28 protein-coding genes are annotated in these 26488 nt (G+C 66.4%); 11 read left to right on the top strand and 17 right to left on the bottom strand.

Going from position 1 to position 26488, the window contains the following annotated elements; all coding sequences use genetic code 11:
- Nucleotide 1: 1 nt before the first annotated feature.
- From ACQY4K_RS15605 to ACQY4K_RS15585, 5 genes are all read right to left on the bottom strand, one after another.
- A complete protein-coding gene (locus tag ACQY4K_RS15605; RefSeq protein WP_428391104.1) occupies nt 2–958 on the bottom strand; it encodes a sodium:calcium antiporter in 957 nt (318 codons plus the stop codon).
- The gene (locus ACQY4K_RS15600; RefSeq protein WP_428391103.1) at nt 955–4047 is read right to left on the bottom strand and encodes an efflux RND transporter permease subunit; all 3093 of its coding nucleotides are present in this window, start codon (nt 4045–4047) and stop codon (nt 955–957) included. Before ACQY4K_RS15600 ends, ACQY4K_RS15605 begins: the two co-directional genes overlap by 4 nt.
- A 31-nt stretch (nt 4048–4078) precedes the next feature.
- Nucleotides 4079–5116 carry a hypothetical protein gene (locus ACQY4K_RS15595; protein WP_428391102.1) on the bottom strand — a complete coding sequence of 346 codons (1038 nt, stop codon included), beginning with the start codon at nt 5114–5116 and terminating at the stop codon, nt 4079–4081.
- A gap of 72 nt (nt 5117–5188) precedes the next feature.
- Complete coding sequence (locus ACQY4K_RS15590; RefSeq protein WP_428391101.1) at nt 5189–5698, bottom strand: RecX family transcriptional regulator; 510 nt, start codon at nt 5696–5698, stop codon at nt 5189–5191.
- A gap of 83 nt (nt 5699–5781) precedes the next feature.
- Nucleotides 5782–6174: a DUF6481 family protein gene (locus tag ACQY4K_RS15585; protein WP_428391100.1), complete on the bottom strand. Its 393-nt coding sequence runs from the start codon at nt 6172–6174 to the stop codon at nt 5782–5784.
- Between the two features lie 213 nt (nt 6175–6387).
- On the opposite strand from ACQY4K_RS15585, the gene ACQY4K_RS15580 reads away from it, so the two are divergent.
- Nucleotides 6388–6972, top strand: a complete 585-nt coding sequence (locus tag ACQY4K_RS15580) for a CarD family transcriptional regulator (RefSeq protein ID WP_428391099.1) — start codon at nt 6388–6390, stop codon at nt 6970–6972.
- 65 nt (nt 6973–7037) lie between these two features.
- Here the strand turns inward: ACQY4K_RS15580 and ACQY4K_RS15575 are convergent, their stop codons facing one another.
- Both ACQY4K_RS15575 and ACQY4K_RS15570 read right to left on the bottom strand, forming a co-directional pair.
- Nucleotides 7038–7205, bottom strand: coding sequence for a hypothetical protein (locus ACQY4K_RS15575; protein ID WP_428391098.1), 168 nt, complete (start codon nt 7203–7205; stop codon nt 7038–7040).
- 10 nt (nt 7206–7215) lie between these two features.
- Nucleotides 7216–7422, bottom strand: coding sequence for a cold-shock protein (locus ACQY4K_RS15570; RefSeq protein ID WP_428391097.1), 207 nt, complete (start codon nt 7420–7422; stop codon nt 7216–7218).
- 230 nt (nt 7423–7652) lie between these two features.
- Here ACQY4K_RS15570 and ACQY4K_RS15565 point away from each other — a divergent pair, with 230 nt between their 5' ends.
- Genes ACQY4K_RS15565 through ACQY4K_RS15540 form a run of 6 tightly spaced genes read left to right on the top strand, consistent with a single transcriptional unit; the run spans nt 7653 to nt 12931 of the window.
- The gene (locus tag ACQY4K_RS15565; protein WP_428391096.1) at nt 7653–8828 is read left to right on the top strand and encodes an aspartate aminotransferase family protein; all 1176 of its coding nucleotides are present in this window, start codon (nt 7653–7655) and stop codon (nt 8826–8828) included.
- A gap of 3 nt (nt 8829–8831) precedes the next feature.
- Nucleotides 8832–9788 (top strand): ornithine carbamoyltransferase, encoded by a 957-nt coding sequence (argF, locus tag ACQY4K_RS15560; RefSeq protein WP_428391095.1) that lies wholly within the window; start codon nt 8832–8834, stop codon nt 9786–9788.
- Nucleotides 9785–10111: a hypothetical protein gene (locus tag ACQY4K_RS15555; protein ID WP_428391094.1), complete on the top strand. Its 327-nt coding sequence runs from the start codon at nt 9785–9787 to the stop codon at nt 10109–10111. The genes argF and ACQY4K_RS15555 overlap by 4 nt, the downstream gene beginning before the upstream one ends.
- A 44-nt stretch (nt 10112–10155) precedes the next feature.
- Nucleotides 10156–11127 (top strand): Hsp33 family molecular chaperone HslO, encoded by a 972-nt coding sequence (locus ACQY4K_RS15550; protein WP_428396160.1) that lies wholly within the window; start codon nt 10156–10158, stop codon nt 11125–11127.
- An 11-nt stretch (nt 11128–11138) separates the two neighbouring features.
- The gene (locus tag ACQY4K_RS15545; protein WP_428391093.1) at nt 11139–12107 is read left to right on the top strand and encodes a hypothetical protein; all 969 of its coding nucleotides are present in this window, start codon (nt 11139–11141) and stop codon (nt 12105–12107) included.
- A complete protein-coding gene (locus tag ACQY4K_RS15540) occupies nt 12107–12931 on the top strand; it encodes a hypothetical protein (RefSeq protein ID WP_428391092.1) in 825 nt (274 codons plus the stop codon). The genes ACQY4K_RS15545 and ACQY4K_RS15540 overlap by 1 nt, the downstream gene beginning before the upstream one ends.
- A gap of 31 nt (nt 12932–12962) precedes the next feature.
- Here ACQY4K_RS15540 and ACQY4K_RS15535 read toward each other — a convergent pair whose 3' ends face one another.
- From ACQY4K_RS15535 to ACQY4K_RS15520, 4 genes are all read right to left on the bottom strand, one after another.
- Complete coding sequence (locus ACQY4K_RS15535) at nt 12963–13766, bottom strand: class I SAM-dependent methyltransferase (protein WP_428391091.1); 804 nt, start codon at nt 13764–13766, stop codon at nt 12963–12965.
- Nucleotides 13767–13844: 78 nt separating this feature from the next.
- Entirely contained in the window at nt 13845–14651 is an 807-nt protein-coding gene (locus ACQY4K_RS15530; protein ID WP_428391090.1) for an AraC family transcriptional regulator, read from the bottom strand.
- 50 nt (nt 14652–14701) lie between these two features.
- A complete protein-coding gene (locus ACQY4K_RS15525; protein WP_428391089.1) occupies nt 14702–15523 on the bottom strand; it encodes an AAA family ATPase in 822 nt (273 codons plus the stop codon).
- Entirely contained in the window at nt 15523–17004 is a 1482-nt protein-coding gene (locus tag ACQY4K_RS15520) for a Mu transposase C-terminal domain-containing protein (protein WP_428391088.1), read from the bottom strand. Before ACQY4K_RS15520 ends, ACQY4K_RS15525 begins: the two co-directional genes overlap by 1 nt.
- 147 nt (nt 17005–17151) lie before the next feature.
- On the opposite strand from ACQY4K_RS15520, the gene ACQY4K_RS15515 reads away from it, so the two are divergent.
- Nucleotides 17152–17757, top strand: coding sequence for a recombinase family protein (locus ACQY4K_RS15515; protein ID WP_428391087.1), 606 nt, complete (start codon nt 17152–17154; stop codon nt 17755–17757).
- Nucleotides 17758–17854: 97 nt separating this feature from the next.
- Here ACQY4K_RS15515 and ACQY4K_RS15510 read toward each other — a convergent pair whose 3' ends face one another.
- Both ACQY4K_RS15510 and ACQY4K_RS15505 read right to left on the bottom strand, forming a co-directional pair.
- Complete coding sequence (locus ACQY4K_RS15510) at nt 17855–18604, bottom strand: SDR family oxidoreductase (protein ID WP_428391086.1); 750 nt, start codon at nt 18602–18604, stop codon at nt 17855–17857.
- Nucleotides 18605–18642: 38 nt separating this feature from the next.
- Nucleotides 18643–19467, bottom strand: coding sequence for an alpha/beta hydrolase family protein (locus ACQY4K_RS15505; RefSeq protein WP_428391085.1), 825 nt, complete (start codon nt 19465–19467; stop codon nt 18643–18645).
- Between the two features lie 192 nt (nt 19468–19659).
- Here ACQY4K_RS15505 and ACQY4K_RS15500 point away from each other — a divergent pair, with 192 nt between their 5' ends.
- From ACQY4K_RS15500 to ACQY4K_RS15490, 3 genes are all read left to right on the top strand, one after another.
- Nucleotides 19660–20304 carry a TetR/AcrR family transcriptional regulator gene (locus tag ACQY4K_RS15500; protein ID WP_428390968.1) on the top strand — a complete coding sequence of 215 codons (645 nt, stop codon included), beginning with the start codon at nt 19660–19662 and terminating at the stop codon, nt 20302–20304.
- 100 nt (nt 20305–20404) lie between these two features.
- Nucleotides 20405–21025 (top strand): recombinase family protein, encoded by a 621-nt coding sequence (locus ACQY4K_RS15495; protein ID WP_428396158.1) that lies wholly within the window; start codon nt 20405–20407, stop codon nt 21023–21025.
- A gap of 83 nt (nt 21026–21108) precedes the next feature.
- Nucleotides 21109–21420 (top strand): hypothetical protein, encoded by a 312-nt coding sequence (locus ACQY4K_RS15490; protein WP_428391084.1) that lies wholly within the window; start codon nt 21109–21111, stop codon nt 21418–21420.
- A gap of 299 nt (nt 21421–21719) precedes the next feature.
- Here ACQY4K_RS15490 and ACQY4K_RS15485 read toward each other — a convergent pair whose 3' ends face one another.
- From ACQY4K_RS15485 to ACQY4K_RS15470, 4 genes are read right to left on the bottom strand one after another with little or no spacing between them, the layout of a single operon-like run.
- On the bottom strand, nt 21720–23543 hold the full coding sequence (locus tag ACQY4K_RS15485) for a hypothetical protein (RefSeq protein WP_428391083.1): 1824 nt from the start codon (nt 23541–23543) through the stop codon (nt 21720–21722).
- Between the two features lie 49 nt (nt 23544–23592).
- Nucleotides 23593–24618 carry a Gfo/Idh/MocA family protein gene (locus ACQY4K_RS15480; protein ID WP_428391082.1) on the bottom strand — a complete coding sequence of 342 codons (1026 nt, stop codon included), beginning with the start codon at nt 24616–24618 and terminating at the stop codon, nt 23593–23595.
- Nucleotides 24618–25466, bottom strand: a complete 849-nt coding sequence (locus ACQY4K_RS15475) for a fumarylacetoacetate hydrolase family protein (protein ID WP_428391081.1) — start codon at nt 25464–25466, stop codon at nt 24618–24620. Before ACQY4K_RS15475 ends, ACQY4K_RS15480 begins: the two co-directional genes overlap by 1 nt.
- Nucleotides 25463–26482, bottom strand: coding sequence for a zinc-binding alcohol dehydrogenase family protein (locus ACQY4K_RS15470; protein WP_428391080.1), 1020 nt, complete (start codon nt 26480–26482; stop codon nt 25463–25465). Before ACQY4K_RS15470 ends, ACQY4K_RS15475 begins: the two co-directional genes overlap by 4 nt.
- Nucleotides 26483–26488 lie beyond the last annotated feature (6 nt).

Below are 26488 nucleotides of genomic sequence, written 5' to 3'. Positions count from 1 at the left end.
GTCATCGCGTCAGCACCAGCAGCACGAACAGCGGGTAGGCGGTGAGCAGCAGCACGCCCTCCGCGCGCGCCAGCCGACCACGTCGCGCCGCGAGGGTCACGACCAGAGCTAGGGCGCCGAGCATTAGCAGCAGCGGCAGATGCAGGAGTGCTGGCGCGCGCAGCACCAGCGGGCGGGCGAGCGCGCCTGCGCCCAGGGTCATCGTACCGTTATAGGCATAGGAGCCGAGCACGCCGGCGAGCACCGTATCGGCGATCCCTCGACGTGCCGCCGACCAGGCGAGCACCACCAGCTCGAAGCCGGTGGCAAAACCTACGAGGGTCAGGCCGAGGCGAGTCTGCGTCGAATCGACGCCGCTGATCTGCTGGACCGCCGCGACCAGCAACGTCGCACCGGCGGCCATCGCGACCACACCGGCCAGCAAAACCAGCAGGTCGCGGCCAACGCTCCGGCGGCCGCCGCTCGCGGCCGACGCGCGTGCCTCGGCCAGCTCGCCAACCTCGCCAAGCGCCGGCGGTGCGCGCTCCAGCCACCAGATCGCGGCGACGAACACGGCGTAGAGCACGACCAGCACCCCGCCCTCGGCACGTCCGACCCTGCCGTCCCAGGCGAACCAGGCGGCGATCGCGCCGAGCGGCAGCGACAGCAGCGCGGTGCGCATCACCGGACGGCGAAAATGCAACGGCGCGATCCAGGCGCCGACCCCCAAAGCCACCAGGCAGATCGCGACATTGGCGCCGATCACATCGCCTAGCCCGATGCCGGGCGCGCCGCGGAGGGCCGCCGTCACCACCGTCGCCAGCTCCTCCGGTTCGGCGCCGGCGAGCAGCAGCGCCAGGGCGAAACTGCTGACCCCCAGCCGCACTGCGGCGGCGCCAAGATGCTCGGCGAAGGCCTCCGCGCCCCACACGATCATCGCCACGCCGGCGACGAAGGCCACCAGCCATATAACCGTCATCGGCGCGCCGCCGCCTCGAAGCGGCCGAAACGCAGCGCCAGGGTCGGCAGCAGCAGCAGGGTGAGCAGCATCGAGGTCAGCAGGCCGCCGAGGATCACCACCGCCATCGGCCCCTCGACCTCGCGCCCCGGCGTGCCCGCGCCGATCGCCAACGGCAGCAGCCCGAGTGCCGTGACCAGCGAGGTCATCAGGATCGCCGGCAGCCGATCGGCGGCACCCGCGATCGCCGTCTGCGTCGTCCAGTCGCGCCGCTCGACGCGCACCAGATGCTCGAAATGGTCGATCATCAGTACCGCGTTGCGCAGGGTGATGCCGAACAGGGTCACGAAGCCGACCATGGCGCCGAGCGAGAGGTCGCTATGCAGCGCGAATACCGCCAGCACGCCGCCGGCGAGTGCCATCGGCAGGTTGCACAGCACCAGCAACAGCCGGCGCGCGGTACGCATCGCCACCGAGAGCAGCAGCACGACACCGATTGCCGCGACGAGGGCGTTCAAGGTCAGGTCGCCGCGTGCCTTTGCCGCCGCCTCCGCGCTGCCGGCGAAACGCAGATTGGTGCCGAGCGGCAGGTGGAGACGCGCCGCGACGGCAGCACGTGCGTCATGCACGAACCCGGCAATCGCGCGGCCGGTGACCTCGGCGGTGACGCTCTGGGCGCGCAGGCCGTCCAGATGCGCGATCCGGCTGCGGCCCGAGGCCTCGAAGATGTCCGCGACCTGGCCGAGCGAGATCAGCGTACCGTCAGGGGTGCGCAGCGTCAGTGCGCCGACCGCGGCGACGCTGTTGCGCGACGTCGGTGCCAGCAGGGTCAGCACGTCGAAGATTGCGTTGTGCTCGTAGACCTGTCCGGAGACATCGCCCTGGTAGGCGGCGCGTACTAGATCGAGGACATCCACGGGGTCCAGTCCCCAGCGCTCAAGGTCCGCGCCACGCAGCCGGATGGTCAGGATCGGCAGGCCCGGCGGCGAGGTCACCCGCACGCCGCTGGCGCCACGCACGCCGGTGAGCACGCGCGCGACGGCGGCGGCGGTGCTGTCGATCGTGTCGAGATCGCCGCCGGTGACCTGCACCGCCACCGGGGCGGCGTCGCCGGAGAGCGTCTCCTGGATTCGCTCGGTCAGGAAGCTGTTGACCGACAGGGTGACGCCGACGAAGTTGGCGAGTGCTGCGCGGATGTCGTCCTCCGCCCGCGCCGATGTGCCGCGCCTGAGATCGACCTCGAACTCGCTTTCGTTGGTGCCAGAGGTATCGACCCCAAGCGCCGCGCGGCCGACCCGCTGCGCCACCGAGCGCACCTCCGGCAGCCGCAGCAGGACGGCGCTGACCGCATCACCGAGACGCAGCGATTGCGCCAGCGAGGTGCCCGGCACCGCGGTCATATGGACGATGAAGTGGCCCTCGCGCAGATCCGGGATAAAGCTGGGCTCGAACAGCGGCAAGGCGACGCATGCGGCCAGGGTGACGACGAGGGCGCACGCACTCGCCGCGCGCGGCCGTGGCACCAGGGCGCCTAACAGCCGCTCATAGCCGCCGCGGGTCCAGCGCACGACTGGGGGCGCCTGCGTGCGTCCGCTGCCGCGTGCGCGTCGGCCGGTCAGCAGCAGCACGCACAGCGCCGGCACCACGGTCAGCGCCACCACCAGCGAGGCCAGCACGGCCAGGATGTAGGCGAGACCAAGCGGGGCGAACAGCCTGCCACCGACCCCTGACAGAAAGATCACCGGCAGGAACACCGCGATCACAGCGAACGTCGCATAGACGACCGCGCCGCGCACCTCCAGGCAGGCCTCGATCACGACCAGCGCCTCGGGACGCGGGGCGGACAGGCCGCGGTTCTCGCGCAGCCGGCGGACCACGTTCTCGACGCCGATCACCGCATCGTCCACCACCTCGCCAATGGCGATCGCCAGGCCGCTCAGGGTCATCGTGTTGATCGTCGCACCCAGCCGCTCCAGCACCAGGGTCGCGCCCAGCAGCGACAGCGGGATCGCGACAAACGAGATCGCCGCCGTGCGGAGGTCGAACAGGAACAGCAGCAGCACCGCCACCACCAGGGCGCCGCCGAGCAGCAGCGAGACGCCGAGATCGCTCAAGGCGACATGGATGAAGCGGGCGGGACGGAACAGATCGGAGCGCAGGGTGATGCCCTGTTGCGCCAGCTTCACGCGCAGGGGGCGAAGTGCTGCTCTCACCCTGCGGCTGACCGCGAGCGTGTTGGCGCCATATTGCTCATTGACGTTGAGCACCACCCCCGGCCTGCCTTCGACACCGCCGGCGCCGATGGCGGGGGCTGGAGCCGCGATCACCCGGGCGACGTCGCCGAGCGTGACCACGCCGCTGCCAAGCCTGCGGATCACCGTGCGACGCAACGCCGCCGCGGTCGCCGCCTGACCCTCGGTGCGCAGCAGGATGCGTTGGTTGGGCGTGTCGATGAAGCCCGCGCCGCGCACCCCGGTGGCACGATCGGCGGCGGCGAGCACGTCGGTCAGCGCGAGCCGGTAGCGGACGAGCTGATCGGGATCGACCTGGATTTGCAGCGTGCGCACGTCGCCGCCGAAGATCTCGACCGCCGCCACCCCCGGCACCGCCAGCAGGCGCGGGCGGATCGTCCAGTCGGCCAGGGTGCGCAGCCGCATTAATGACTGCGAGGACGCGCTCAGTCCGGCGACCAGGACGATGCCGGTCGAGGAGGTGAGCGGGGTCATCGTCGGCACCGCCGCCAACGGCAACGCCCGCGCGGCCACCGCGAGCTGTTCGCCGACGAGCTGACGGGCGCGATAGATGTCGGTGCCGAGCTTGAAGTAGACCGTGACCGCCGACAGTCCCGAGATCGAGCTGGATTGCAGGCGCTCGATTCCGGGCAGCCCTTCGATGGCGAGCTCCACCGGCCGCGTCACCAAGATCTCGACCTGCCGCGGTGTCAGCCCAATGGCCTCGGTCTGTACCCCGACCTGCGGCGGCGCGAATTCCGGGAACACATCGTAGCGGGCCTGGACCAGGCCATGCACGCCATAGGCGACGACGATGCAGGCGAGCACCAGGACGACGCCGCGCAGGCGGATGGCGCCGCGGATGATTGCAGCCTGCATGCCTTGGTCGCCCTGCCTAATCGTCCTGGCCCTAGTCGCTGGCGTCCTGGAACTGCGCCCGCGCCGCCTCGGAGAGCAGCAACTGCGCGCCTCGGACCACCAGCCTGGCGCCGGGCGGCAGGCTGGTGACGATGGCGCCCCCATCCGGGGCCGGGTGCGACATCGCAATCCGTGTCGGCACGAAGTCGTCGGCGCCCTGCGCGCGGTAGGCCCAGGCCTGTCCGTGCGCCCAGACGATGGCCGTGGCCGGCACCAGGACGCCTACACGAGACGGTCCGAACGGCAGCGAGACGGCCAGGTGCAAACCGGGCAGCAGGCCGCTTGAGGCAGGCACGACGTAGAAGTAGCTCGGCGCCTGGATGGCGGGATCGACCCGTGCCGCCGGACTGACGAAGCGGGCCAGGACGAGCGGGCGCCCCGGGATGTGCACCTCTGCCGTGTTCGGGGCTGCGTTTCCGGCTGCTGCCGTGGGCGCCTCGCCGGGTGCCAGCGTCACCTGCAGCAGCAGCTCCTGGCGTTCGAGCAGCCGCTGCGCGAGCGGTGCCGCATCGATCACCGCCGCTCCAAGGATGGGTCCCCAGCGCAGTCGCGCGGCCAGGGTCAACGCTTGCAATGCCGCGTCCGCGGCGGTCCGCGAGGCCTGCGCGCTACGGGCGGTGGCCTCGCTGACTTGGAGCTGTGCGAGCGAAACGTTCGACTGTTCGCCGTAGAGCACGCGGCTGCGTTGCTGCGTCTGGTCGGCGGCACTCAGTTGCGACTTGGCACTCAGCGCCTGGGCGCGCGCCACGGCGATGCGCCCGACCGTCTCGGCGAGCGATGTCGCATCGAGCACGGTGGCGTAGGCCGGACGCAGATCCTGGTATGAAGCGGGCGCGAGCCTCGCCACCTCGATCCCGGCGCGCGCGCGGGTCGCCTGGTCGAGGCGCAGAGCAGGGACGCCATCGATGCGCGTGGCATGATCCGGCGCCTGAATGGCCGTGTCGGCGTCCGGGTCCGCGGCCGCCTGACGGGCTCCCCCGAACAGAACAGCCAGGAGCAGAGCGGCGCGCACGGGCCTTAATACAATCACGGGCTTATTCTAGCGCCGATGACTGACGGCGCACTGACAGGCCCGTCACATAATTGAAGCGATCATGAGCGGTTACAGAAACGAGCGAAGCCCGGCGATCAGCCGCTCGGCGGTCTCCGGGTCGCAGGCCAGCGCGGCTGCCGCGATGTCATGGTCGAAGCCGGCGCGCGCCAGGGCCGCCAGCGCGCGCTGCTGCTCGATCGGCGTCAGCGCGGCGTCGCCCGCGCGGAACGGACCGATACGACGCCTGCGTGCCTGCACCAGGGCGGCGGCGAGCTGCGTCGCCTCCGCCGAGTCGGGCAGATCGAGGATCGCCGCCTGGATTTGGTCTGCCGCCACACCGCGCGTTGCGAGATGGGCGGCGACGGCGCGGCGCGACCGCCCGGCGCGGGTGAGGGCCCGCGCGCGACCGGCGGCAAAGGCGGCATCGTCGATCGCACCTTTGCGGACCATTTCAACGGCGACAATTGCGGCGAGAGCGCGCGCGTCGCGTGCCACGTCATGCACCGCGTCGGGCTCGTCGCCGCGGTCAAGCGCCTGACGCGTCCAACGGGCAATCCGTCGCGTCAGGACGCGCAGCAACCCGGCCTCGGTGGTGGCAAAGCGGGCAAGGTGCGTGAGTGCTGCTTCGCGCAGTTCAGCTTCCGAAAGGCCGCCGACAGCCTTCAGCGGCGCGCCTTGCGCGCGGCATAGCGCCTGTCGCGCGCGGCCTTCTGCTCCAGGCGAAGCAGCGCCTCCTGCCGTGCCGCCTCGCGCGCGGCGATCTCGCGCTCGGCCTGCGCCGCCGCCGCCGCGGCGGCAGCGGCGGCACGCTCCGCGGCCAGCTGGACCGCTTCCGCCTCGCGTTGCTTGCGGCGTTCCGCGGCACGGATTTCGCGCGCCTCGGCAATGGCGCGCCGCTCGGCCTGCTTGGCTAGGAGTGCTGGATCATCCGGCGCCGGCCGGGTCTTGAATTTAGCAAGCAACGCCGCCTTGGCATCAGCGGAGGTCTGCTGGCGCTCGTCGAATTTATTGCCTTTGAAAATTGTCGTGACCCTCTGTCTCGTTTGAACACCCAAGCTGGTGTCAAGCCGGGGCGGCTTCTAGCCGTTGCGGCACTGCGATGTCACCACCATATGCGTGAAGAGCATTTTATGCGACACTCCGGGCGCGGGTCAGTGTCGCGCGTGCCGCGCTGATGCCGCAAGCCGGAGCGGCGACCTCGGCGCCATAATTTAGGGGATCATGATGCCGCATTGCCCACGTCATGCCGAAATGGCGGGAGGCCTTTGATGAACGTCTTCAAACCAGCCACCAGGACCGCGATGACCGAGGCGCAGGTGCGCAAGGCCGCGGGCAACACCGCTGCCCACGAGAAGACGGTCGATGACGATCCCTTCAAGGAAGGCGACGCGGTCGTCTATGCGGCGCATGGCGTTGGCCGGATCGACCGCATTGGTCTCGAGGAGATCGCGGGGCACAAGCTCGAGGTCATCCAGGTCTCGTTCTCCGATAACCAGATGACGTTGCGCATTCCCCTGGCGCGCGCCCGCGCGTCCGGCCTGCGCAAGATCGCAAGCCGGGAGATCGTGGAGAAGGCGATGGCGGTAATCCGGGGCAAGCCGCGGATCAGCAAGGCGCTCTGGGCGCGACGCGCGGTCGAGATCCAGGCCCGCATCAACTCTGGCGACCTGTTGCAGGTGGCCGAGGTGGTGCGCGACCTGCAGCGTCACGTCGACAATCTCGAGGGCAGCTTCAGCGAGCGCAAGCTGTTCGAACTGGCGCTGGACCGGTTCGGCGCGGAGATTGCCGTTGTCGAGGGTGCGGACAAGACGGTCGTTCTCGACCGGCTGACGGCAACGATGAAGGCTGCCTGAGCATACGCTCTCCGCGGTTTGCGCGGAGAGCGCGCTCCGGTTGGAGCGTGCGGTAATGGACCGTCTCAGGAAGGTGTGGACTCGCTCTCCTCTCCAGGCGCGTGTTCATCCGGCGCCGTGCCATCCACCTTCGACGCGGCCTCTTCCTTTTCGCGGCGCTTGGCTTCCTTCTTGGCCTGCTTCGCCCGGTCGCGTTCCGCCTTCTGAAATCCGTAATTGACCTTGAAGGTCATCGATCCTCCTTCAAACGACCTTCAGGTTCACCGCGGAAACACGGCCTTTCTGGCCGCTCTCCAGGTCGAAACTGACGGCCTGTCCGTCATTGAGCCCTTGTAGGCCGGCGCGTTCCACAGCGGAGATGTGCACGAAGACATCGCTCGACCCATCCGCAGGCTGGATGAAACCATAGCCTTTGGTCGCATTGAACCATTTAACCGTGCCGTTCGGCATGGCCAGTCTCCCAGTTTCGGAGGTCCTCGCAACGACGACCCATCTGCCCGACCGTAAAGGAATGAAGCACCGAGCGTGCAGTATGGCGACGATCCGGTGAGATGCCTACCCCTGTGCACCGTCCCTGGGCGCCGTCCGGCTAAACCGCCGCGTACCGCCGGCCGTTTGACTTGCCTTCCTCGCGCACGGCATCCTTGCACGCTGGCACTGTCACGGTGCAGGACGACGCGATGATCCCTTCTTTGATGCCGACCTATAACCGCGCCGACATCGCCTTCGAGCGCGGCGAGGGTGCCTGGCTGTTCACGTCGGACGGACGCCGCTTTCTCGATTTCGGCGCCGGCATCGCCACCTCCTCGCTCGGCCACGGACATCCCCACCTCACTTGCGCCATCGCCGAGCAGGCGTCGCGGGTGATGCATGTCTCGAACCTGTATCGTGTGCCGCAGGCCGAGCGTCTCGCCGCCCGGCTGGTCGACGCCTCTTTCGCCGACAGCGTATTCTTCTGCAACTCGGGGGCGGAAGCCAACGAGGGCATGGTCAAGCTGATCCGCCGGGCGATGCATGGCCTCGGCCAGCCCGCGCGCACCCGGATCCTGTGCTTCGAGGGCGCCTTCCACGGCCGCACCCTGGCGATGCTGGCCGCCACCGGCAACGCCAAATATCTTGAAGGTTTCGGCGAGCCGGTGGCGGGCTTCGACCATGTGCCACTCGGCAACCTGAACGCCGTGCGCAACGCGATTACGCCGCACACCGCCGGCATCATCGTCGAGCCGATTCAGGGCGAGGGCGGCGTCAGGACGTGCGATCCGCGCTTCCTGCGTGAGCTGCGCACCGCCTGCGACGAGTACGGCCTGTTCCTCGGCTTCGACGAGGTGCAGTGCGGCATGGGCCGCACCGGGCGGCTGTTCGCGCATGAATGGGCCGAGGTGCGTCCCGACGTGGTGTCGTCGGCCAAGGGCATCGGCGGCGGCTTTCCGCTCGGCGCCATCCTGGCCACCGAGGAGGTCGCCCGTCACCTCACCCCCGGCTCGCACGGCACCACCTTCGGCGGCAACCCGCTGGCCTGCGCCGCCGGCAACGCGGTGCTCGACGTCGTGCTGGCTCCGGGGTTCCTGGATGGCGTCGGCTGCCTCGGCGACCAGCTCGCGGAGCAGCTCGGCGGCCTGGTCGCGGACAACCGCGACATCTTTGCCGGCGTGCGCGGACGCGGGCTGTTGCTGGGGCTGGAGTGCGTCGCCTCGAACGCGGCCCTGCAGGCGGCCTGCCTGGAGGAGGGCCTGCTGGTGGTCGCCGCCGCCCAGAACGTGCTGCGCCTGGCGCCGCCGCTGGTGATCACGCAAGCCGACGTCGACGAAGCCATTACCCGCCTGCAACGGGCCGCGGCACGCCTGCGGCGGCAGTAGCACATGGCACCAAGGCACTTTCTCGAGCTGCGCGACCTCGATGCCGCCACCCTGCGCGCCATCCTCGCGGTCGCGGCCCGGATTAAGCACGCCCAGGCCGGGCGGCGCCGGCCTCTGCATCCCGGTCGCCCGCTGGCCGGGCGGGTGCTGGGGCTGATGATGGAAAAGCCCTCGACCCGCACCCGCGTCTCCTTCGAGGTGGCGATGCTGCAGCTCGGTGGCGAGGTGATCGTGCTGTCGCCGCGCGATACCCAGCTCGGCCGCGGCGAGAGCATCGCCGATACCGCACGCGTGCTGTCGCGCTTCCTCGACGCACTGGTGCTGCGCACCGACGACACCGCCAAGCTGGCGGCACTGGTCGCGCATAGCAGCATTCCGGTGATCAACGGCCTGACCGCGCGCTCGCACCCGACGCAGATCCTTGCCGATATCCTGACCTTCGAGGAGCATCGCGGGCCGATCGCCGGCCAGATCGTCGCCTGGTGCGGCGACGGCAACAACATGGCGCGGTCCTGGATCGAGGCGGCGCCGCGCTTCGGCTTCACCCTCAACCTCGCCACGCCCGCCGCATTGGCACCCGACCCCGCAGTGATCGACTGGGCACGGGCGCAGGGTGGTTCGATCATCGTCGCCGGCAATGCGCGGGAGGCCGTCCGCGGCGCGCGCTGCGTGGTCACCGACACCTGGGTGTCGATGTCCGACGATCCGGCCGCGGACCGCGGCGCCATCCTCTCGCCCTACCGGGTCGATGCCGGCCTGATGGCGCAGGCGGCGGCGGACGCGCTGTTCATGCACTGCCTGCCGGCGCATCGCGGCGAGGAGGTCACCGACGCGGTGATCGACGGGCCGTGGTCGGTGGTGTTCGACGAGGCGGAGAACCGGCTGCACGCCCAGAAAGGCCTGCTCGCCTGGGTGCTTGGCGGCGACGACTGGACCACGATTGGAGACATCGCCGCATGACCCAGCCGCCGGCCAATGCCACCCCCTCGAGCACCGAGGAGGTGCCGGCCGCACCCGGCTGGGTCGAGCAGGGTGTCGACGAGATCCTCGGCGATCCCGCCCTCGGGCTGCGCCAGGGACCGGCGCTGACCGGCCTGCGCAATAGCTATCTCGACTGCCTGGCCTCTCCCGGACGCGGCGGCGACGTCGATGCGGCGCATGATCGCTGCCGGCTGGCGCTGCTGCGCGACCTGGAGGCGCAGCAGGCGATCGCGGCACACGCCCGTGCCGCGCTCGAACAGAAGCTGGAATCGCTCGAGGCGGCCCTCAGCGCCGGGATTTGAACGGGTATCTGGCGAGGCTTGCCGCCGCCACCTATCTTGCGGGCATGGTCGATACACCCGCCTTCCTTGATACAAACCGCCCGGACGTGCCGGACATCGTGGTGCCGCGCGGCATCACGCCGTTTTTTTTGCCGGACCGTCCGGTGCGCGGCCGGCTGGTGCGCCTGGGCCCGCTCGCCGAGGCGCTGCTGGCGCGCCATGCCAACCCGGCACCCGTCACCCGCCTCGCGGGCGAGGCGTTGGCGCTGGTTGCGGGACTGGCCTCGGCGCTGAAATTCCGCGGCAGCTTCAGTGTCCAGGCGAAGGGCGACGGGCCGGTCTCGATGCTGCTTGCCGACTGCACCGATGCCGGGGCGCTGCGCTTCTATGCGCGCGCCGACCCGCAGCGCCTGGCGGACCTTGAGTGCCGCGACACTCAGCCGAGTGCCGCGACCCTGCTCGGCGCCGGCTATCTGGCCTTCACCGTCGAAGGCGGCGGCGACAGCGAGGACATGCAGCCGCACCAGGGCATCGTCGCGATCACCGGCGACAGCCTGGCTGCCATGGCGCAGCATTATTTCGAGACCTCCGAGCAGCATGACTGCGTCGTCCGGCTGGCCTGCCGACAGACCGGCGCCGGCTGGCGTGCCTCGGCGCTGGTCCTCGAACGGATCGCGCAAGACGGCGATGTGGTGGGCGAAGTTGGGGAGCACCTGCCCACGGCCGAGCAGCAGGAGCGCTGGCGCACCGCCCTGACGCTGGCCGCCACGCTCAGTGACGACGAGCTGCTGAATGACGAGCTGGCGCCGGAAGACCTGCTCTATCGGCTGTTCCATAGCGAGGGTGTGGCCGCCGACCGGCCGCGGGCGCTGGCCTATGGCTGCCGCTGCTCGCGCGCCCGACTCGCCGGCATCCTCGAAGGCTTCCCCGCCGACGATCTCGACCATATGGTCACGGGCGGCGACATCGTCATGACCTGTGAGTTCTGCGCACTTGACTTCCGCTTCGCGCGGGGCAGCGTGCACGGCACCGCCTAGGGAGAACGAGAGTGCCGTGCTGGCCAGTGTCGTATCGCGACGGGATCTACCAGGTCACCGACGACGACGGGATCATGCGCCCGATCACCATGGGCGGGGCGCCGGTCTCGACCTTGCAGCCGGGATGGTCTCCGGTCGGCCTGCAAACCGGTCTGCCGCCGTTTTATCTGCTCGAACTGCGCCATGACAGTGGCCAGGATGCGGTCTGGTATCTGACCGACCAGCTCGCCTTCATCACCCACACCACAATCCATTTCGGCCAGGCACGGACCGACGAGGCGGTGGCGCACCTGTTGCCGCTGCTGCGCGACATCTACGACACCACGCTCTGCGCCGAACGTCCGGCGGTGGCCGCCTCCAGCCATCGTTTCGAGGGCATCAATGCCTTCATGCTGCGCGAACTCATTGACTTGGTGGTCGAGACCGCCTTGTCGCCGCCGGACGTGGTGATGGCCGACCGCCTGGGCGCGGTCAGCGACACCTACGCGGCAGGCGACCAGCAGCTCTCCGCCGGCCTGATCCGGCACAGCCTGGATGTGGCGCTGCCCGAGAGCGCCACATCCCCGCCGCACGAGGCCACACTCAGGCTGGCCTCGCCGTTCGATGCCGGCCTGCTCGACGCCCAGGAGTATTTTTCCCTCGGCGGCAAGGCGGTCGCGCGATTCTGGCGCTTTTTCGATACGGCCGCCGCGACTCCGCTTTATCTGCTGGTCGGCGACGACGGCGCGCCGGCGCTCTATATCCCGACGATGAACACGATCTTTGCCAGCCGGCACGAGATCTCCGGTGCGGAGGCAATGACGACCTTGTTCACCACCTATGCCAGCCACACCGACCGCGAATTGGCGGCACCTTTGGCGGCGCCCGCATGGCCGCAGCCCATGCCCGCGAGCCCGGCCAGGGCCGAGCCAAAGCCGGCGCCACCCACCGCCCCTCCGGCGAACTGGTGGAAACGCCTGTTCGGCCTGGGGCAGCCGTGATGGCGCGGTCGCGCGCCTGGACCGCGGCACCGCTCGTCGGCTGCCTGTTGCTGTCGGCCTGCGGCGGATCAGAGGGTCCAACCAGCTTCCCGCCGCCCGACTACAGCTACCTGCCGAAACTCAGGCTCAATGTCGGCAGCCTGAGCATCGTCGATAATGCGGCGGCGAGCCCCGATGATCTGGCACGGCACGCCCCAACACCGCCCGACCAGGCGCTCCAGACGATGGCCCGCCAGCGGCTGATCGCGGCCGGCAATTCCGGCAGCGGCGTGTTCACCATCGACCGCGCCTCGATCACCAGCGCCGGCGGCGGCGCGCTTGACGGCAGGCTCGCCGTGCACCTCGATATCCTGACGGGCAACGGCGGCCATGCCGGCTATGCGGAGGCGCATGTCTCGCGCCAGTTCGTCCCCGGCGACGGCGGCCCCGACGACGGCACCCGCGCCGAACTCTACGATCTCACCCAGCAGATGATGCGCGACATGAATGTCGAGATCGAATACCAGGTGCAGCGCACATTGAAGGACTGGCTGGTCGATGCCTCCGGCGCGCCGCTCGGCGGCAGCGTCGAGCAGCAGGCCTTGCCGCCACCGAATGGCGCCTCCGCGGCACCGGCAACCAGCCTGCCGGTCGGCGGCGCCTCCGTCGGCACGACGCCGCTGGGTGCGACACCGCTGGCACCGACACCGCTGGCACCTGCCCCAATCGCGCCCCCGCCCCAGGCCCCCGCCTCGCTACCGTCGCCCGCTTCCCCGGCACCTCAGCGTTCGCCGCCGCCGGGATTTTTGCAGCCGCCGGCGGGCACGGCCCCTAACGGGACGTGACCCTTGCCACCGGCAATGTTGTCGAACGTGTTCACATGACCCGTCCTGTGGCCTTGAAGAACGTGTAGCAGAACACACCGTCAGGCTCGGCCGCCCGGTGTAGCGCGCGGATGCCAGCATCGAAGGATTTGGGCGTTGTGAGGCCTGCGGCAATTGCCGGCTCCCGGACGCCCGCGACCATTGCAATAAAGGTGTTGCGGATAAAGCCGTCCGCCAACTCGGGCGTGCTGCCGTCCACATAGACCAGACGTGGCGAAGCATGCACCGCCGTGAAGCCCGCTCCGGCCAGCAGCGGGAAGAGGCTGCGCCCGATCATCGCGTCGCCTCCTGCCCGCCGCTGCAACTCCACCTGGCACGAAATGGCAGCGCGCGCGACCGTGCTTTCCGGATGCAAGCAGGTGGAGGCGTGGTCGCCCTCAATGACGGTGATTGTGCCGCCCGAGCGAAGCAGGGCGCGCAGGCTCGCGAGCGCTGCTGCAGGATCAGGCAGATGTTCCAGCACGAAGCAAAGAAAGATGTGGTCGAAGGAAGCCGGCGCAAACGGGGCGGCAAGAAGGTCCGCCTGCTGGAGCTCGACATTGCACAGGCCCGCTGCCGAAACCCTCGCGCGCGCCTTCGCCAACGACTCTGCTGAAATGTCCATTGCAACGATGTGCGCGCCCGGACTGCGCCGCGCGAGCGCCACCGTCTGCGCGCCTGTGCCGCAACCCGCTTCCAGCACTGCGCTGCCGTGCGGGAAGCAGGAGCCCGCGTGGAGCAGCTCCTCCAAGGTGCGCGCCTGGTCCTCCAATCGGGCCGCCTCCCGGCCGTCGTAGCCGTGAACGTAGCCACTCATGCGCCTGCCCTCTTTCGGTTCAGGCCATTCTTTCCGAGGCGAGGCGAGGCTGTCTTGAACGGGATTGCGGCCCTGCCTTCATGCAACGGCGGCTTGGTAGCGGGCCGGCGTGACGCCGAACTGGCGGCAAAAGGCGCGAGTCATGTGGCTCTGGTCCGCGAAGCCGGCTTCCTGCGCCACTTCGGCCGGAGTGCGGCCTGCAACGAGGAGTTGCCGGGCAAGCCGCACGCGGCGTTGGAGAAGGTAGGCGTGCGGCGTGACGCCCGTCTGGCGCGCAAAGCCGCGCAGGAACTGGAAGCGGCTTACGCCTGACAGCGCCGCCAACTCGGCCAGGGTCACCGGTGACTCCGGCGCGCCGTCGAGGCGCCGCCGAGCCATCGCTACCGCTGGGGATTCGCTGGGCACCAGGCGCTGACGTGTCCCGTGCCGCCGAGCGAGCCAGGCCAACATCCGCAGCAGGTCCTCTTCCAGAGCAAGTGGCTCCGGCACCACAGCGGTCGCGCGCGCAAAGAGGCAGGCGAAAAGCCTTGCCAGAATCGGGTCGCGCAGGGCGGGACGCGTGAGCTCCAATTGGTCCTCGCCTTCGTCCAACAGCGCGGATGCAACGACGGAGGGGTACAAATAGAGCATCTGCCAGCCCCGTGTCCCGCCGATCGGAACGCCATCGTGCATCTCACCAGGGTTCACCGTGATGACGTCGCCGGCCTCAGCCTCCACCCAGCCAATCCCACTCCATGACCGCTGCGCTCCAGCAGCCATGACACCAATCCCGAAGCCGTCATGCGAATGGCGAGGAAAGGCGTGGTCCGTCAGCAGCGTCATTGCCTCGACGCCAGGCAGCGCGGAGCGGTGCTGCGCGACGATATGCGTTCGCTTGGAAATCAAGTCGGCGTCCTTTGTAGATGTCAGCGCTAATTGGCACAGCTATGTCAGCGCTAAGTGACACCGATCACGAGGGTGCTTCGGGCCGCTTCTACAACGTCGTCGGTGATCGCGTTCAGGCCATTGATCCGCAAGATGCGCTCGATCTGAACGAACAGCCGGTGGAGCAGGCGGAAGTTGCCACCCGTGATCCGCACGATGGTGGCGACCGCCTGCGCGTCTGTAAAATCCGCATCGTCCATCGCTAACCCGAGGTCGCGCCTACGCCGCGTTAGAACGAAGGTCAGTTCCTGATCCTGTAATGGCCTGTAATGGTGAGCGAAGCCGACGCGGCTGAAAAGCTGAGGGTATCGTTCCATCCGCTTTTCGATGCCGGGCATTCCGATAAGGAGGAGGCCGACGCCCTGCCGATCGAACAGGTCACGCAGATATTCCAGCCCCGTGTTGGACAGGCGGTCGGCTTCATCGACGATCACCAATTCGACATGATTTTTGCGAGGCGAAACGAAGATCTGGTCTTTCGGCCGGATATGTTCGTCGATGCAGACATCGACCCGATCGATGAGGCGGGGCAGGTCCTGACGAAGCTCGCGCAGCGTGCTTCCGACTGTCGGTGTGTAGAACACAGCACGGGCACGCGCGAGGTCCGCATATATCTTGAGGTCGGATGGCTGTCGCGGACCCCAAGTCATAAGTAGCTCGACTGCGCCGTCCCAGCGGGCGTAGCGTCGCGCAGACAGGGTTTTGCCGACGCCGGCCGCGCCGTGGCACAAGCCGATGTAGCGGTGCTTGCGGACGGCGTTGGTGAATTCGGTGAAGCGGCGATGTTCCTGCGTCGAGATGAAGCTGGTGGCGCGGGCGCTGCCGTCTGCCATCACTCGCCCTCGTAATAGGTGCGGAGGCGCAGCTTGTTCGGTATCGCTACGGGTTTTACGGCACGCGCGGATTTCAATGTTGGCCCCTGCGTCGAGCCGGAACCGGGCGGACGCAGGATCGCGGGCAGATAGTCCGCAACGCGGACCTTCCGCTCTCCAATCTCACTTCGCAGACGACGACGATAGGCAAGGCGCGCAGATTGAACATCCTTGAGGGTGATGTTCAGACCGGCATGGTCGGGGCTGACGGCCCGGCACAGGAAAACGTTGCGATGGAATACCCGCACCTCGCCCACGTCGCGAGGATCGTAGCGGATCGTCACGGGCTCGCCGACATAGGCGGCAAGCGTAGGGTTGAAGTAGCGCAGCCCTTCGAAACGGATGCCGTCACGGTGGACGATGCGCGGCTTGGCGACCATGACCAGCAGCGCGTCCAGTTCCTCCAGTGTTTCCGGCATCCGGGACAGCCAGCCATCCCTGCGCCAGGCATCTACGGGTGGCACACCGATCGCACGGTGCGGGCGGACGTTATAGGTCGCCACGATGTAAACACCGATCGCGGCGTCCAGTTCGGGCAGCGTCAGGCGAGGAGGTGAAACGGGTTTGCCGTTGCGGATATTGCCCGGCAGTTTCGCCAACAGTTCGGTGTTGATGGTGCGGAACAGCCGCTCGATCTTGCCGCGCCCCTGTGGACGCGCGACGGCGGAGTAGATCAGCCGGATACGAAGATCGGCCGCAGCTTGTTCGAGGTTGAGGCTGGTGAAGTCCGATCCGTGATCGACGTACAGCACATCGGGAATGCCGCACACCGGCCAAGCCGGATCGACCTTGCGCCAGATCGCCTGTCGCAGTGCGAGCGACGTGTTGAGCGCGGAGGGCGCGCCGAGAAAAACCATGTAGCCCGCGATCACGCGCGAATGATCGTCCAGCACCGTCGTCAGCCACGGCCGCACCGGGCGACCTCCTGCATCGAGGATCAGGACATCGAGCTGGGTATGATCGGCTTGCCAGATCGCATTGGGGCGTTCGGCGCGGTGCCGATGCACCAACTCGAATTTGTCGCGGAAGGCGGCAGCACCTTCATGTGCCAAGGTCAGCATCGCCGGATCGATCCGGCGCACGATATCCCGCACGCTTCCGTAGGACGGCATTCGCCATTTCCGTTCGCCGACGATGCCGGCGAGGCGGCGATGGATGGTCACGATCGATGGCGGCGGTTTGATCAGTGCCATGCCCTCGATCAGTTCGACCAGTTCCTTCGGGAAGGTGCGCTTGCCGGCTTCCGGTCGGGTCGGACGCGCTAGCCCGGCCGGACCATCGGCACGGTAGCGGGTGAGCCAGCGGCGAGCAGTGCGGAGCGATATGCCGGCATCGGTCGCGGCCTCGCCCAGCGGCACCGCGTCATGGAGGTGGCGGCGCAGCACGGCCATCCGTTGCTCGACTTCGGCACTCCCCGATACTGGCTTTCGATCATCGGTCATGGTGATCTACCCCGTCCGAAAGAGGATCGTTCAGCGGACGGTCGCTGTCTGACCTGTCGAGGCATGGGAAACCGCCAAAAGCTGAGTCTCACATAGATGGTACTATATCTTTTGCGTTGAGGGACCCCTTACGTTACACAATCGACCATGACGCACACGCTGATCGGTTACGCCCGCTGCTCCACTGACAAGCAGGATCTCGCCGCTCAGCAGGAGGCGCTGGTCAAGCTCGGCGTCGGGGCCGATCGCATCTATACCGACAAGGGCTTCACCGGGACCAACCGGACCCGTCCCGGTCTGGATCAGGCGCTCGCGGCGGTACGGAGCGGCGACACGCTGGTGGTGCCAAAGCTCGACCGTCTCGCGCGGTCGGTGCCGGATGCGAGGGCGATTGGCGACGAACTCGCAAAGCGGGGCGTAAAGCTCCAGCTTGGAGCGAGTGTCCATGATCCGTCCGATCCGATGGGCAAGCTGTTCTTCAACATCCTCGCGACATTCGCCGAGTTCGAGGCCGACCTGATCCGGATGCGAACCCGCGAAGGTATGGCCGTCGCACGCTCGAAAGGGAAACTGCGCGGCAAGAAGCCCAAGCTGTCGGATCGCCAGCAGAAGGAGCTGCGGCGCATGTACGATACGGACGATTATTCGATCAGCGATCTCGCCGAGGTATTCTCGATATCGCGGCCGACCGTGTACCGGACGCTTGGGCGTCAACCTACCGGGCCTGCCGCTGAGCAGCCTGATCGGTCGTGAAGCGCCCTGCACCCGACCGTGAGCCGTTGCTCTAATGGAAGTCCAATTGGCCGGATCGCGTCGAACGATCCGACCAGTAGTAGGTTGAGGTCAGGCGCTATGCGACCTTTGCGGCAAGCGTCACAGCGTCTGCACCGGCCGGGATGCGAAGCGGCCCTGATGCATCGGTCACTGCTCGCCAAACCGCTTCCGCCACATCCATCGCGGTGGTGACTTCGGCGGGCTGCTGGGGCGCTGCGGAGAAAATTTGCTTGGCCCAGGTGGCATAGGCTTCGGGAACGCCGTTCTGCGAGCTGGCACGGGCGGTCGCACTGAATGAGGTTTCCGGTGCGCGTCCGGGAATGACCAACCGCACGCGGACGCCGAACTGCTCCACCTCCAGCGCGAGGTCTTCGCTGAACGCCTCCACGGCGGCCTTGCTGGCCGTGTAAGCGGATAGCATCGGCAATGGCTTAAGCGTCACGGCCGACGACACGTTGACGATCACGCCCGACCCTTGCGCGCGAAAGCCGGGCAGCACGGCTTGCGTCATCGCCATGGTGCCGAACGTGTTCAGCTCGAAAAGCTGACGCGTCGCGTCGATCGACACGCCTTCCAGCGCACCCATGAGGCCGGCACCCGCATTGTTGACCAAGGCGTCGATCGGGCCTGCTTCTTCCACGGCGCGAGCGATGCTGGCAGCGTCGGTCACATCGAGTGTGATGACCCGCAGGCGTTCGGACGCTGGCAGCACGTCATTACGAGGCGTGCGCATCGTGGCGATGACGGTCCAGTCGCGATCGAGGAAGTAGCGGGCAGTCTCAAGCCCGAAGCCGGACGAACTGCCGGTGATGAGGATCGTGTTCATGCAATAGCTCCTATGGTGATGTTGGTGGCGCGATGGACTTACTTTGTCTCGATTCTGCCTTCCGGCGTCGCATCCGCTTCCAGCGCTGCGACGGCCCCGACCCAGGCGAGATCGCCGGGGTAGAGCGCACTTCGGAGGAACGCTGTTGAAAGGCGCTGGATCGCCGATACGCGCTGGGGTCGTTCGTCCGTCGTCTCACGCGCCTCGTATCCGGGGATGCCTCCAAGCGCATGTTCGCCACCAAAGGCCGTGAACAGCGCCTTGGGGGATGGGCTTAGATCGTAGGCGTCGCGCCACCAGTCGGCACCCCGTGTCGAAAGCCTGCCCATGTCATGGTCGCCCACGACGATCAGGGTTGGTGCCGTCATGGTGGAAAAATCAGGGTACATGAACGGGAAGGTGCGAGCTGCATGTTCGGTCAGGTCATTGCCGCTGCCAGGTGCCGCGAGCAGCACGCCCGCCTTGATGCGAGCATCCTGCCTGTCGACAACCGATCCGTCGTCAGGATCTGGATGGGTGACACCGAGCAAAGTGCCAGCGGTCTGCCCACCCCAGGAATGACCAGCAACCGCGATGCGGGAGCGGTCGAGCCGTCCCTGGATCATCGGTGCCTCGCTCTCGATGCGATCTAGTCCGTCGAGAACGGCCGCTAGGTCTTCCTCCCGGAAGCGCCAGAGATGCGGGCGGCGAGGATCGTCGGGCGCGAGGCCGAGCGTTCGCGAGTCCAGATGCGTCGGTTGGATCACCACAAAGCCATGCGCCGCCCAATGATCAGCGAGGGGGCCGTATGCATGAAGCGACTGACCGTTGCCGTGCGAAAAGATGATCACGGGCAGCGCGTTGCCCATGATCGGTGCGGACACTCGAACGCTCAGGTCAGTGCCCCTACCCGGTGATGGCAAGACAATGGGAGCGATGGAGACGACAGCGGATGGGCCAGCCTCCACGAGCAAAATGGACATGAGACGGCGTACCTCCGAACTAGCAAGCGGATCGATGTTCCGCTATGCTGTAATACGGGTCAACGATCCGCTTATCAAGGAGGAATGCGAGAAATGGTGTTGGCCAAATCTCGGAATACGGTCGAGGTAGGGTCGTTGACCGTGGGTGATGCCAAGACACCCGCGCCGCGAATGCGCGCCGATGCTCGAAGGAACGAGGAAGCAGTTTTAGAAGCCGCCAAGATTGTGTTCGCTCGCTCGGGTGTCGATGCGCCCATCCGGGAGATCGCGACACAAGCAGGCGTCGGGCTGGGGACCCTGTACCGCCGGTTTCCTACTCGTGCCGATTTGGTGGCAGCGGTGTTCCGTCGCGAAGTCGATGCGTGTGCCAACGTGGCGGAGTCGCTTGCAGCAGAACACGGGCCCGCAGACGCGCTGGCTGGTTGGTTGATGCGATATACGCGCTTCCTTGGGACCAAGCAGGGGCTGGCGGCTGCGCTTCATTCTGGCGATCCGGCATTCGCTACCTTGCCCGACTATTTCCGGAGCCGGTTCGAGCCCGCCTTGTCGGTGCTGCTAGATGCTGCCGCTCGTAGTGGAGAGACCCGTGCCGATGTTGCACCTTATGACCTGCTGCGCGCGATCGGGAACCTTGCCGTGGCTTCGGGGAATGATGGGGCGGCACACACCGAACGGATGGTCATGCTGCTGCTCGATGGCCTGCGCCACGGTGCGAAGATGCCGGGTGAGGCAGGGTAACTACGAGAACACGTATGAAACTGGATCCTCGATTTTTTCGAGACGTGACATTTATCTCTGACAGCGCGTGCCAATTAGCGCTGACATCTACAGATTGACCGTGGTCGCCCAACCCGTTCGTAAACGGTCGTTTGTGAAAGAAGCCAAGCCGGTCGTCCTCGGCTTGATGCTGGGCTATGCGCGCGTGTCCAAGGGCGACGAGCAGAACAACGCGCTCCAAACCAGGGCCCTGAAAGCAGCCGGCTGCCGGCGCCTGTTTGAGGAGTCCGCCTCTGGTGGGCGGTGGGATCGGCCTGAGTTACACCGCATGCTCGATCAGCTCCGTGATGGGGATACTGTAGTTGTCTGGAAACTCGATCGCCTGTCGCGCTCGCTGAAGGACGTGCTCCATATCATGGAGCGGATCGCCGAGGCCGGTGCTGGTTTCCGCTCGATCACCGAGAACATCGACACCACTACCCCGGCGGGCCGGATGATGATGCAGATGGTCGGATCGTTCGCGGAGTTCGAGCGCGCCATGATCCGGGAGCGGACTTCCGCCGGCATAGCGACAGCGCGGGCTGAAGGCCGTATCGGTGGTCGACGCAAGAAGCTGGATGCCGCTAAGCGCCGAGAGATCGCCGAAAGTGTAATTACCGGACGAAAGTCTGGTGCTGATATGGCGCGGCTCTACAACATTAGCCAGCCGACCGTGTCACGTATCGTCGCTCAACACCGATGACTATTTTTAAGTTCGGCGCCTTGATTTCAGGTCTACTACTGACGACAAGCCCATCGGAGGTTGCTGTGAAAAGGTCGACTATCATGTTGCCCGATGCCGCGGCAACCAAGCGAGAAGTTCTGAAACACGTTCCGCTCGGTACAACAATCGACCAAGCCAAAGCCTTTATGGAGGACAATGGCTTCAAGTGCGTGGAGACCCAGAACCAGCGCTTTGCGGAGGACAGAACCGTTCCCGGCCAGCAAGTCATCCATGGGCCAGCTGACACCTTGTGGTGTGATTCAGGCAAACAATCATTCCGAGTGGCGTTAAGCCGCCGATGGCAAGTCACTTTCGTCAACGTGGGCGGGAAAGTCTCCTATATCGCCACGGCTGTCGGCATAACTGGCCCCTAACGTGGTGCTTGGGCTTAGCGTGCAGTTTCGAACAAATCGTGCGGCGACCCCTAGATTAACGAGCTGCAACGACAAAGGAGGATGTGACGCCCGGATAGGTTGTATACCCCTTTCCGGTTCGGCACTTTAGGAGAAATTGTTGTAGTCTAATAAAAAATACTTCTGTTATTCAGGTATTTAGACGCTGCTAAAGAAGCAGGAGATTCATAGGAGCAAAGAACACGTTTTCGCGAACGCAGAATGTCACTCGGTCCTAGGTGAGAACGAACGAATTGCGTCAACGTACCGTCGGGCTCGATCTACCTGATCCGGCAAAAAGCGTAGCCATCCAGCGGCAGAAGTCCACGTGTTGGTATGTGCTCCTCGGCAAGGTTGAGCGGTGCTGCGGCAACGGTCTCAGCGTCAAATCGTAGGATCCGGGTCGCCGCAGATCCGCTGAGCGTAACGCTCAGGGGATCGGCGCCCAGGTTGGCGAGCCACACGACCGGTCCGTCTGGCGCAATCGCGGAGACGGCCGCAAGACGGCCGGATGCTGCATGAGCAACATTCAAGCGAGCGCAGCCAGAAAGTGCCGCAAGACCCGCGAACGCCGCGGCTACGGGTCGAGCCGTTCCGGAACAATTAAAGAGACCGAACGGCCCGGTCGGGGCCGCAAGCGTCAAAAGGTCTACACCTTCCGCGGCGTCGACATATCCGATGAGAAATGCCGCCGCGAACAATCCCATCTGGCGGGGATCCTCCCGCGACATTGGCGTCCTGAGCAATGCCGGGTTGGCGATTGGAGCCGCAGCGGAAGCGGTAGGCGGCATCCCGATTGTGGCCGGTCCGATGCGATAGGTTTTGGCGCCCGCAAAGCAGCGGGTTGTCCGGACGACGTGCCGTATCGCTGTCAAGGTGTCCATCACCGAGCTATCGTCCGCGGCATGCACGATCGCCTGCGTGGCGTGCGTGATCACGTCGAATTTCCCCGAAGGACGATTTCGGTTCAGTTCGGCGAAGCCCACCGGCATACCGGCAACGAGCGGTACGCCCGGCATCGCTCGACGGACTTGCTCTCGGATCGTCTCGTCCGCCGCTTCCCCGGCTGGTCGGCTGTCTGAAGGTCGACTGGTCAGATCACGTGCGGGGATGACGAAGAGCATTTCCAAGCGCGGACGCCGCCGGGCGCACCAATCCCAGAGCTGAGCCAGTTCGGTTGCGGGCGCACGGCCATGGATCACCACGTCCAATGCCAACGGAGCCCCAGCGTAGCCGGCCAGCTCCAGGGCGCGGTCAAGTTGAGGCGTTGCATCGGCCCCGCGAAGATCGAGTCTTACCTGGAGAAAGCCTGCAGTGGCCGCCGCGAGATGCGGGCCAGTCTCGTGCAGGTTCGTCGAGTCGACGTAAAGGCCCAGCCTCGGGACTGTGCCGATCCTCTCGCGCCCCCATTGCACCACGACCGTCTCGTTGCGCGTAACCTTAGCGGACGCCGCGCTGCCGCTGACAGACAGGTCGACGGCCTGCCTGAGGATTTCACCGGCCTCAATGCGATAAGGAAAGCCTCGGGCAAGCGGGCGCACATAGGTCTTGAACGAGGCGTCCGTCCAGTTTCGTTGATCCTCCATCTCGAAGGTATCGCCCTCCAGTTCGAGGGAGACGACGACCCCCGGGGCAACTTCGTATCGCAGACCGGCAATATCCAATGCTGGCTGATCGGGCTGGACCGGGACCGGGAACATTGTCTCGGTGGTTGCGCCGCTGGGATGAGTGACGGTCAACGCACGCCCGACGGTACTGGCCAGGCCATGAAGCACCACAAAGCCGGACCGGTTGGTGACAAAGCCATTCGGCGCCTCGGCCTCGGCTGCAAACCGCAATCGTCCACTTCTCGCACTGGAAATTTGCGCCCGATAGACCAGAGAGCCGTCCGGCCCAACGACCGAACCTTGGTAGGACACCCGAAATCGCTCCGCCTCCTGGGTAATCTCGGTTGCTGTCAGGCAAGGAGCGTAGGTGCCCCAGTTTGTGTCGCGGACGACGAAGGCGATCGCTTGCAGCACCTCAATTCCGTGCCAGCGGATGCGCCGCAGATTACCGTGGTCGAGATCAACCGAGAGCGGCCCGGCCGTCAGGCGGCGCGGCAACGGGACCGGCTCGGTTGTCCCGGTCAGCAGGGCAGCCCCCCTCGCCCCCTCACCCGTCATGGGGTGCCCATACAGCAGGCTGAACCGAACGTCCCGACGCCGCGGACTCATACGCCGCCTCGACGAGAGCGTAGGTCTTCAGGTTGTCTTGAACGTCCGTATCGGCTCGGCGTCCGGAGCGGATAGACTCCAGCATGTGCCGGCAGGTGGTCTGCACGCTGGCCTGCAGGATGTCGTCGTCCGGCGCTACGAAGGTTTGGCGCGCCGTGCTGCCGTTACGCGTCACCAGGAGCTCCCGGCCGCCTGGACGGCACGTGATCGAACCCCTGTTCCCCTCGATCTGGACCAGGACCTCAGGCGTACCTTCGTCCCGTTGGCGGCTTTCATACGTGCATTCGACCACGGAGACCGCACCGATGCGATGGCGAAGCACCATGGTCGCGGTATCCTCGGCAAGCACTCTCGGGTTGCGCCGCTGTGTCTCGCACGAGAGATGGTGCACCTCGCCGAGAAAGACGCGGGCGAGGTCAAGCATGTGGATGCCGAGATCCAGGACGACCAGCCGTTGCTCGTCAAGGAAGTAGGGCTGGTTTTTGTAGACATCGACGCCAGTCCTGAAGCTGATCCTGGCCCAGGACGGATCGCCGATGCAGCCCACGGCCAGCAGCGCGGCGGCCTTCAGCATGGCCGGCTGGAAACGGAAGTTCTCGTGCACTGCCAGGAAGATGTTGGCGTGATCGGCCGCGCCCGCCATGGCCACGCAATCGTCCCAGGTCGGCGCCAGCGGCTTCTGCACGACAACGGCTATGCCTTGCGCGATGGCGGCCTCTACCAGAGGCCGGTGCGTGTCCATACGCGTTGCGATATCAACTAGGTCGATCTCGCCCGAAGACAACATCTCATCCGCATTCGCGTATTGTCTCGGCACTCCGAACCGGCGGGCGGCCTCTCGGAGCTTGACGGGGTCCGTGTCGCACACCGCAACAAGCTCGGCGCCGCTGCCGTGCAGCTCTCTCCAGGCCCGCAGATGACGCTGCGCCCAATAGCCGCAGCCGATCACACCGATCCGCAGCATCACGCGATGATTGTGTTGCGGAGCGTGCCAATCATCTCGGCCTCGATTTCGATTACGTCGCCCGGGCACATGAAAATCTGCGGCCTTTGGAAGAACCCGACGCCGGCCGGGGTACCCGTAGTCACGATATCGCCAGGGTGCAGCGTCATGACGTGTGACAATGACGCGATCAACCGGGGAAGCGAGAACAGCCAGTCCGACGTCGATCCATCCTGCATGACGCGGCCATTGAGGCGCGTTTGCAGGCGCACGGCATCGGGCCGATCCAGCGCGTCGGCGGTGACAATGCAGGGACCGATCGGGGCAAATGCGTCGAAGTTCTTGCCCAGAGTGATCTGGTTGTCTTTGAACTGGACGTCGCGCGCGGAGATGTCGTTGAGCAGCGTATATCCGAACAAGGCGGGCATGACCTCACGCTCATCGGCACGCGTCAGCCTCGTGCCAATGACGGCCGCGAACTCGACCTCGTAATCGAGTTGTGCCGTCCGGGGTGGATAGGGAATCGGTGCCTCATGCCCGACCACGCTGGATGCAAGCTTGGCGAAAAAGAACGGCTCGCCTGGCATCGTGGCGTCCGGGTTCTCCGCCGCATGGGCACGGTAGTTGATACCGCAGCATAGCACCTTGGAGGGATCGGGCACCGGCGCCAGCAGCCGAACCGATGCGAGCGGCAGCCGGGAAGCCAGGTCAACGACGTCCCGGGCCCTCGACAAGGCTCGCGCCCCGCTCTCGATCAGCTCGCGCATGGAGCGCGCGACGCCCGCCGCGGTGAGATCGACGATCTCGTCGCCGGCAAGAAGGCCTACCCGGGGTGTGTCTTCGCGGACGGAGAAGGTCACAAGCTTCATGACGAATTTCTCAGGAAGACAGCCTTATGTAGGGCTGACGGATTGCGGGCCAGGTCAGTGAAGACAGCCGGTGCCTGACTGAGGGCAAGCCCGGTCGCGATCTCCGGGTACCGGATGGCGCCGCGTGCCAGGAGATCGAGGCTTTCGGGAAAGCAGCCGACACTGGCGCGCGAGCCGGTGATGGTCGCTTCCTTGCGGGTTAGATCCAGACCGGACCATGCGATCGTGACGCCCTTCCCGACCAGGCCGACGATCACCACGCGGCCGCCGGACGCCACCAGATCGATCGTCTGCTCCATGACCTTGGCGTTTCCTGTTGCCTCCATGACGACCGGCATGCCTTCACCGTCCGTGATGCGCAGCACATCGTCGAGGAGCGATCCGCCGCCTTCGAGAGGGATAGCGCCAAGCCGGGCCGCCGTGTCGAGCCGGTCGCGCGCAATGTCGGTCACGTAGACCCTTGCTCCGGCCGCGCGAGCAACCTCCACGATGGCGAGGCCGATCGGGCCAGCTCCAAGGACCAGAATTGTGTCGTCGGCGCCCACGCCGCCGCGGCGGCAGGCCTGAACACCGATCGCGACAGGCTCGGCGAAGCTCGCCTGAAAGGGCGTCAGGCGATCGGAAGTCGGGTGCAGCCTGTCGACCGGGGCCGTCACATACTCCGCGAAGCCCCCCTCCTGGTGCACGCCGATGATCTGCAGGTTGGCGCAACAGTTCGGCTTTCCGATCCGGCAGGGGTAACAGTGCCCGCAGCCGATGAAGGGTTCGACTACCACGCGCGTGCCGACGGCAGGACCGTCCGTGTCCGGACCGAGGGCCGCGATGCGCCCCGCGATCTCGTGGCCACCAATGCGGGGATAGCTCACGTAGGGGTTTTTGCCGACAAAGATGTAGAGATCGCCGGCGCAAATCCCAGCGGCGTCCACTGCGACCAGGACCTCACCCTTCACGGGCAGAGGACGCGGCACATCCGCGAGCCTCAGATCGAAGGGTGAGTGGAAAACCGCTGCTTGCATCGGCAT

The organism is Lichenicoccus sp., assembly GCF_965276875.1.
Classification (GTDB): Bacteria; Pseudomonadota; Alphaproteobacteria; order Acetobacterales; family Acetobacteraceae; genus Lichenicoccus.
The sequence above is the reverse complement of the archived record's forward strand: the minus strand, read 5'-3'. Positions and strand labels throughout refer to the sequence as shown.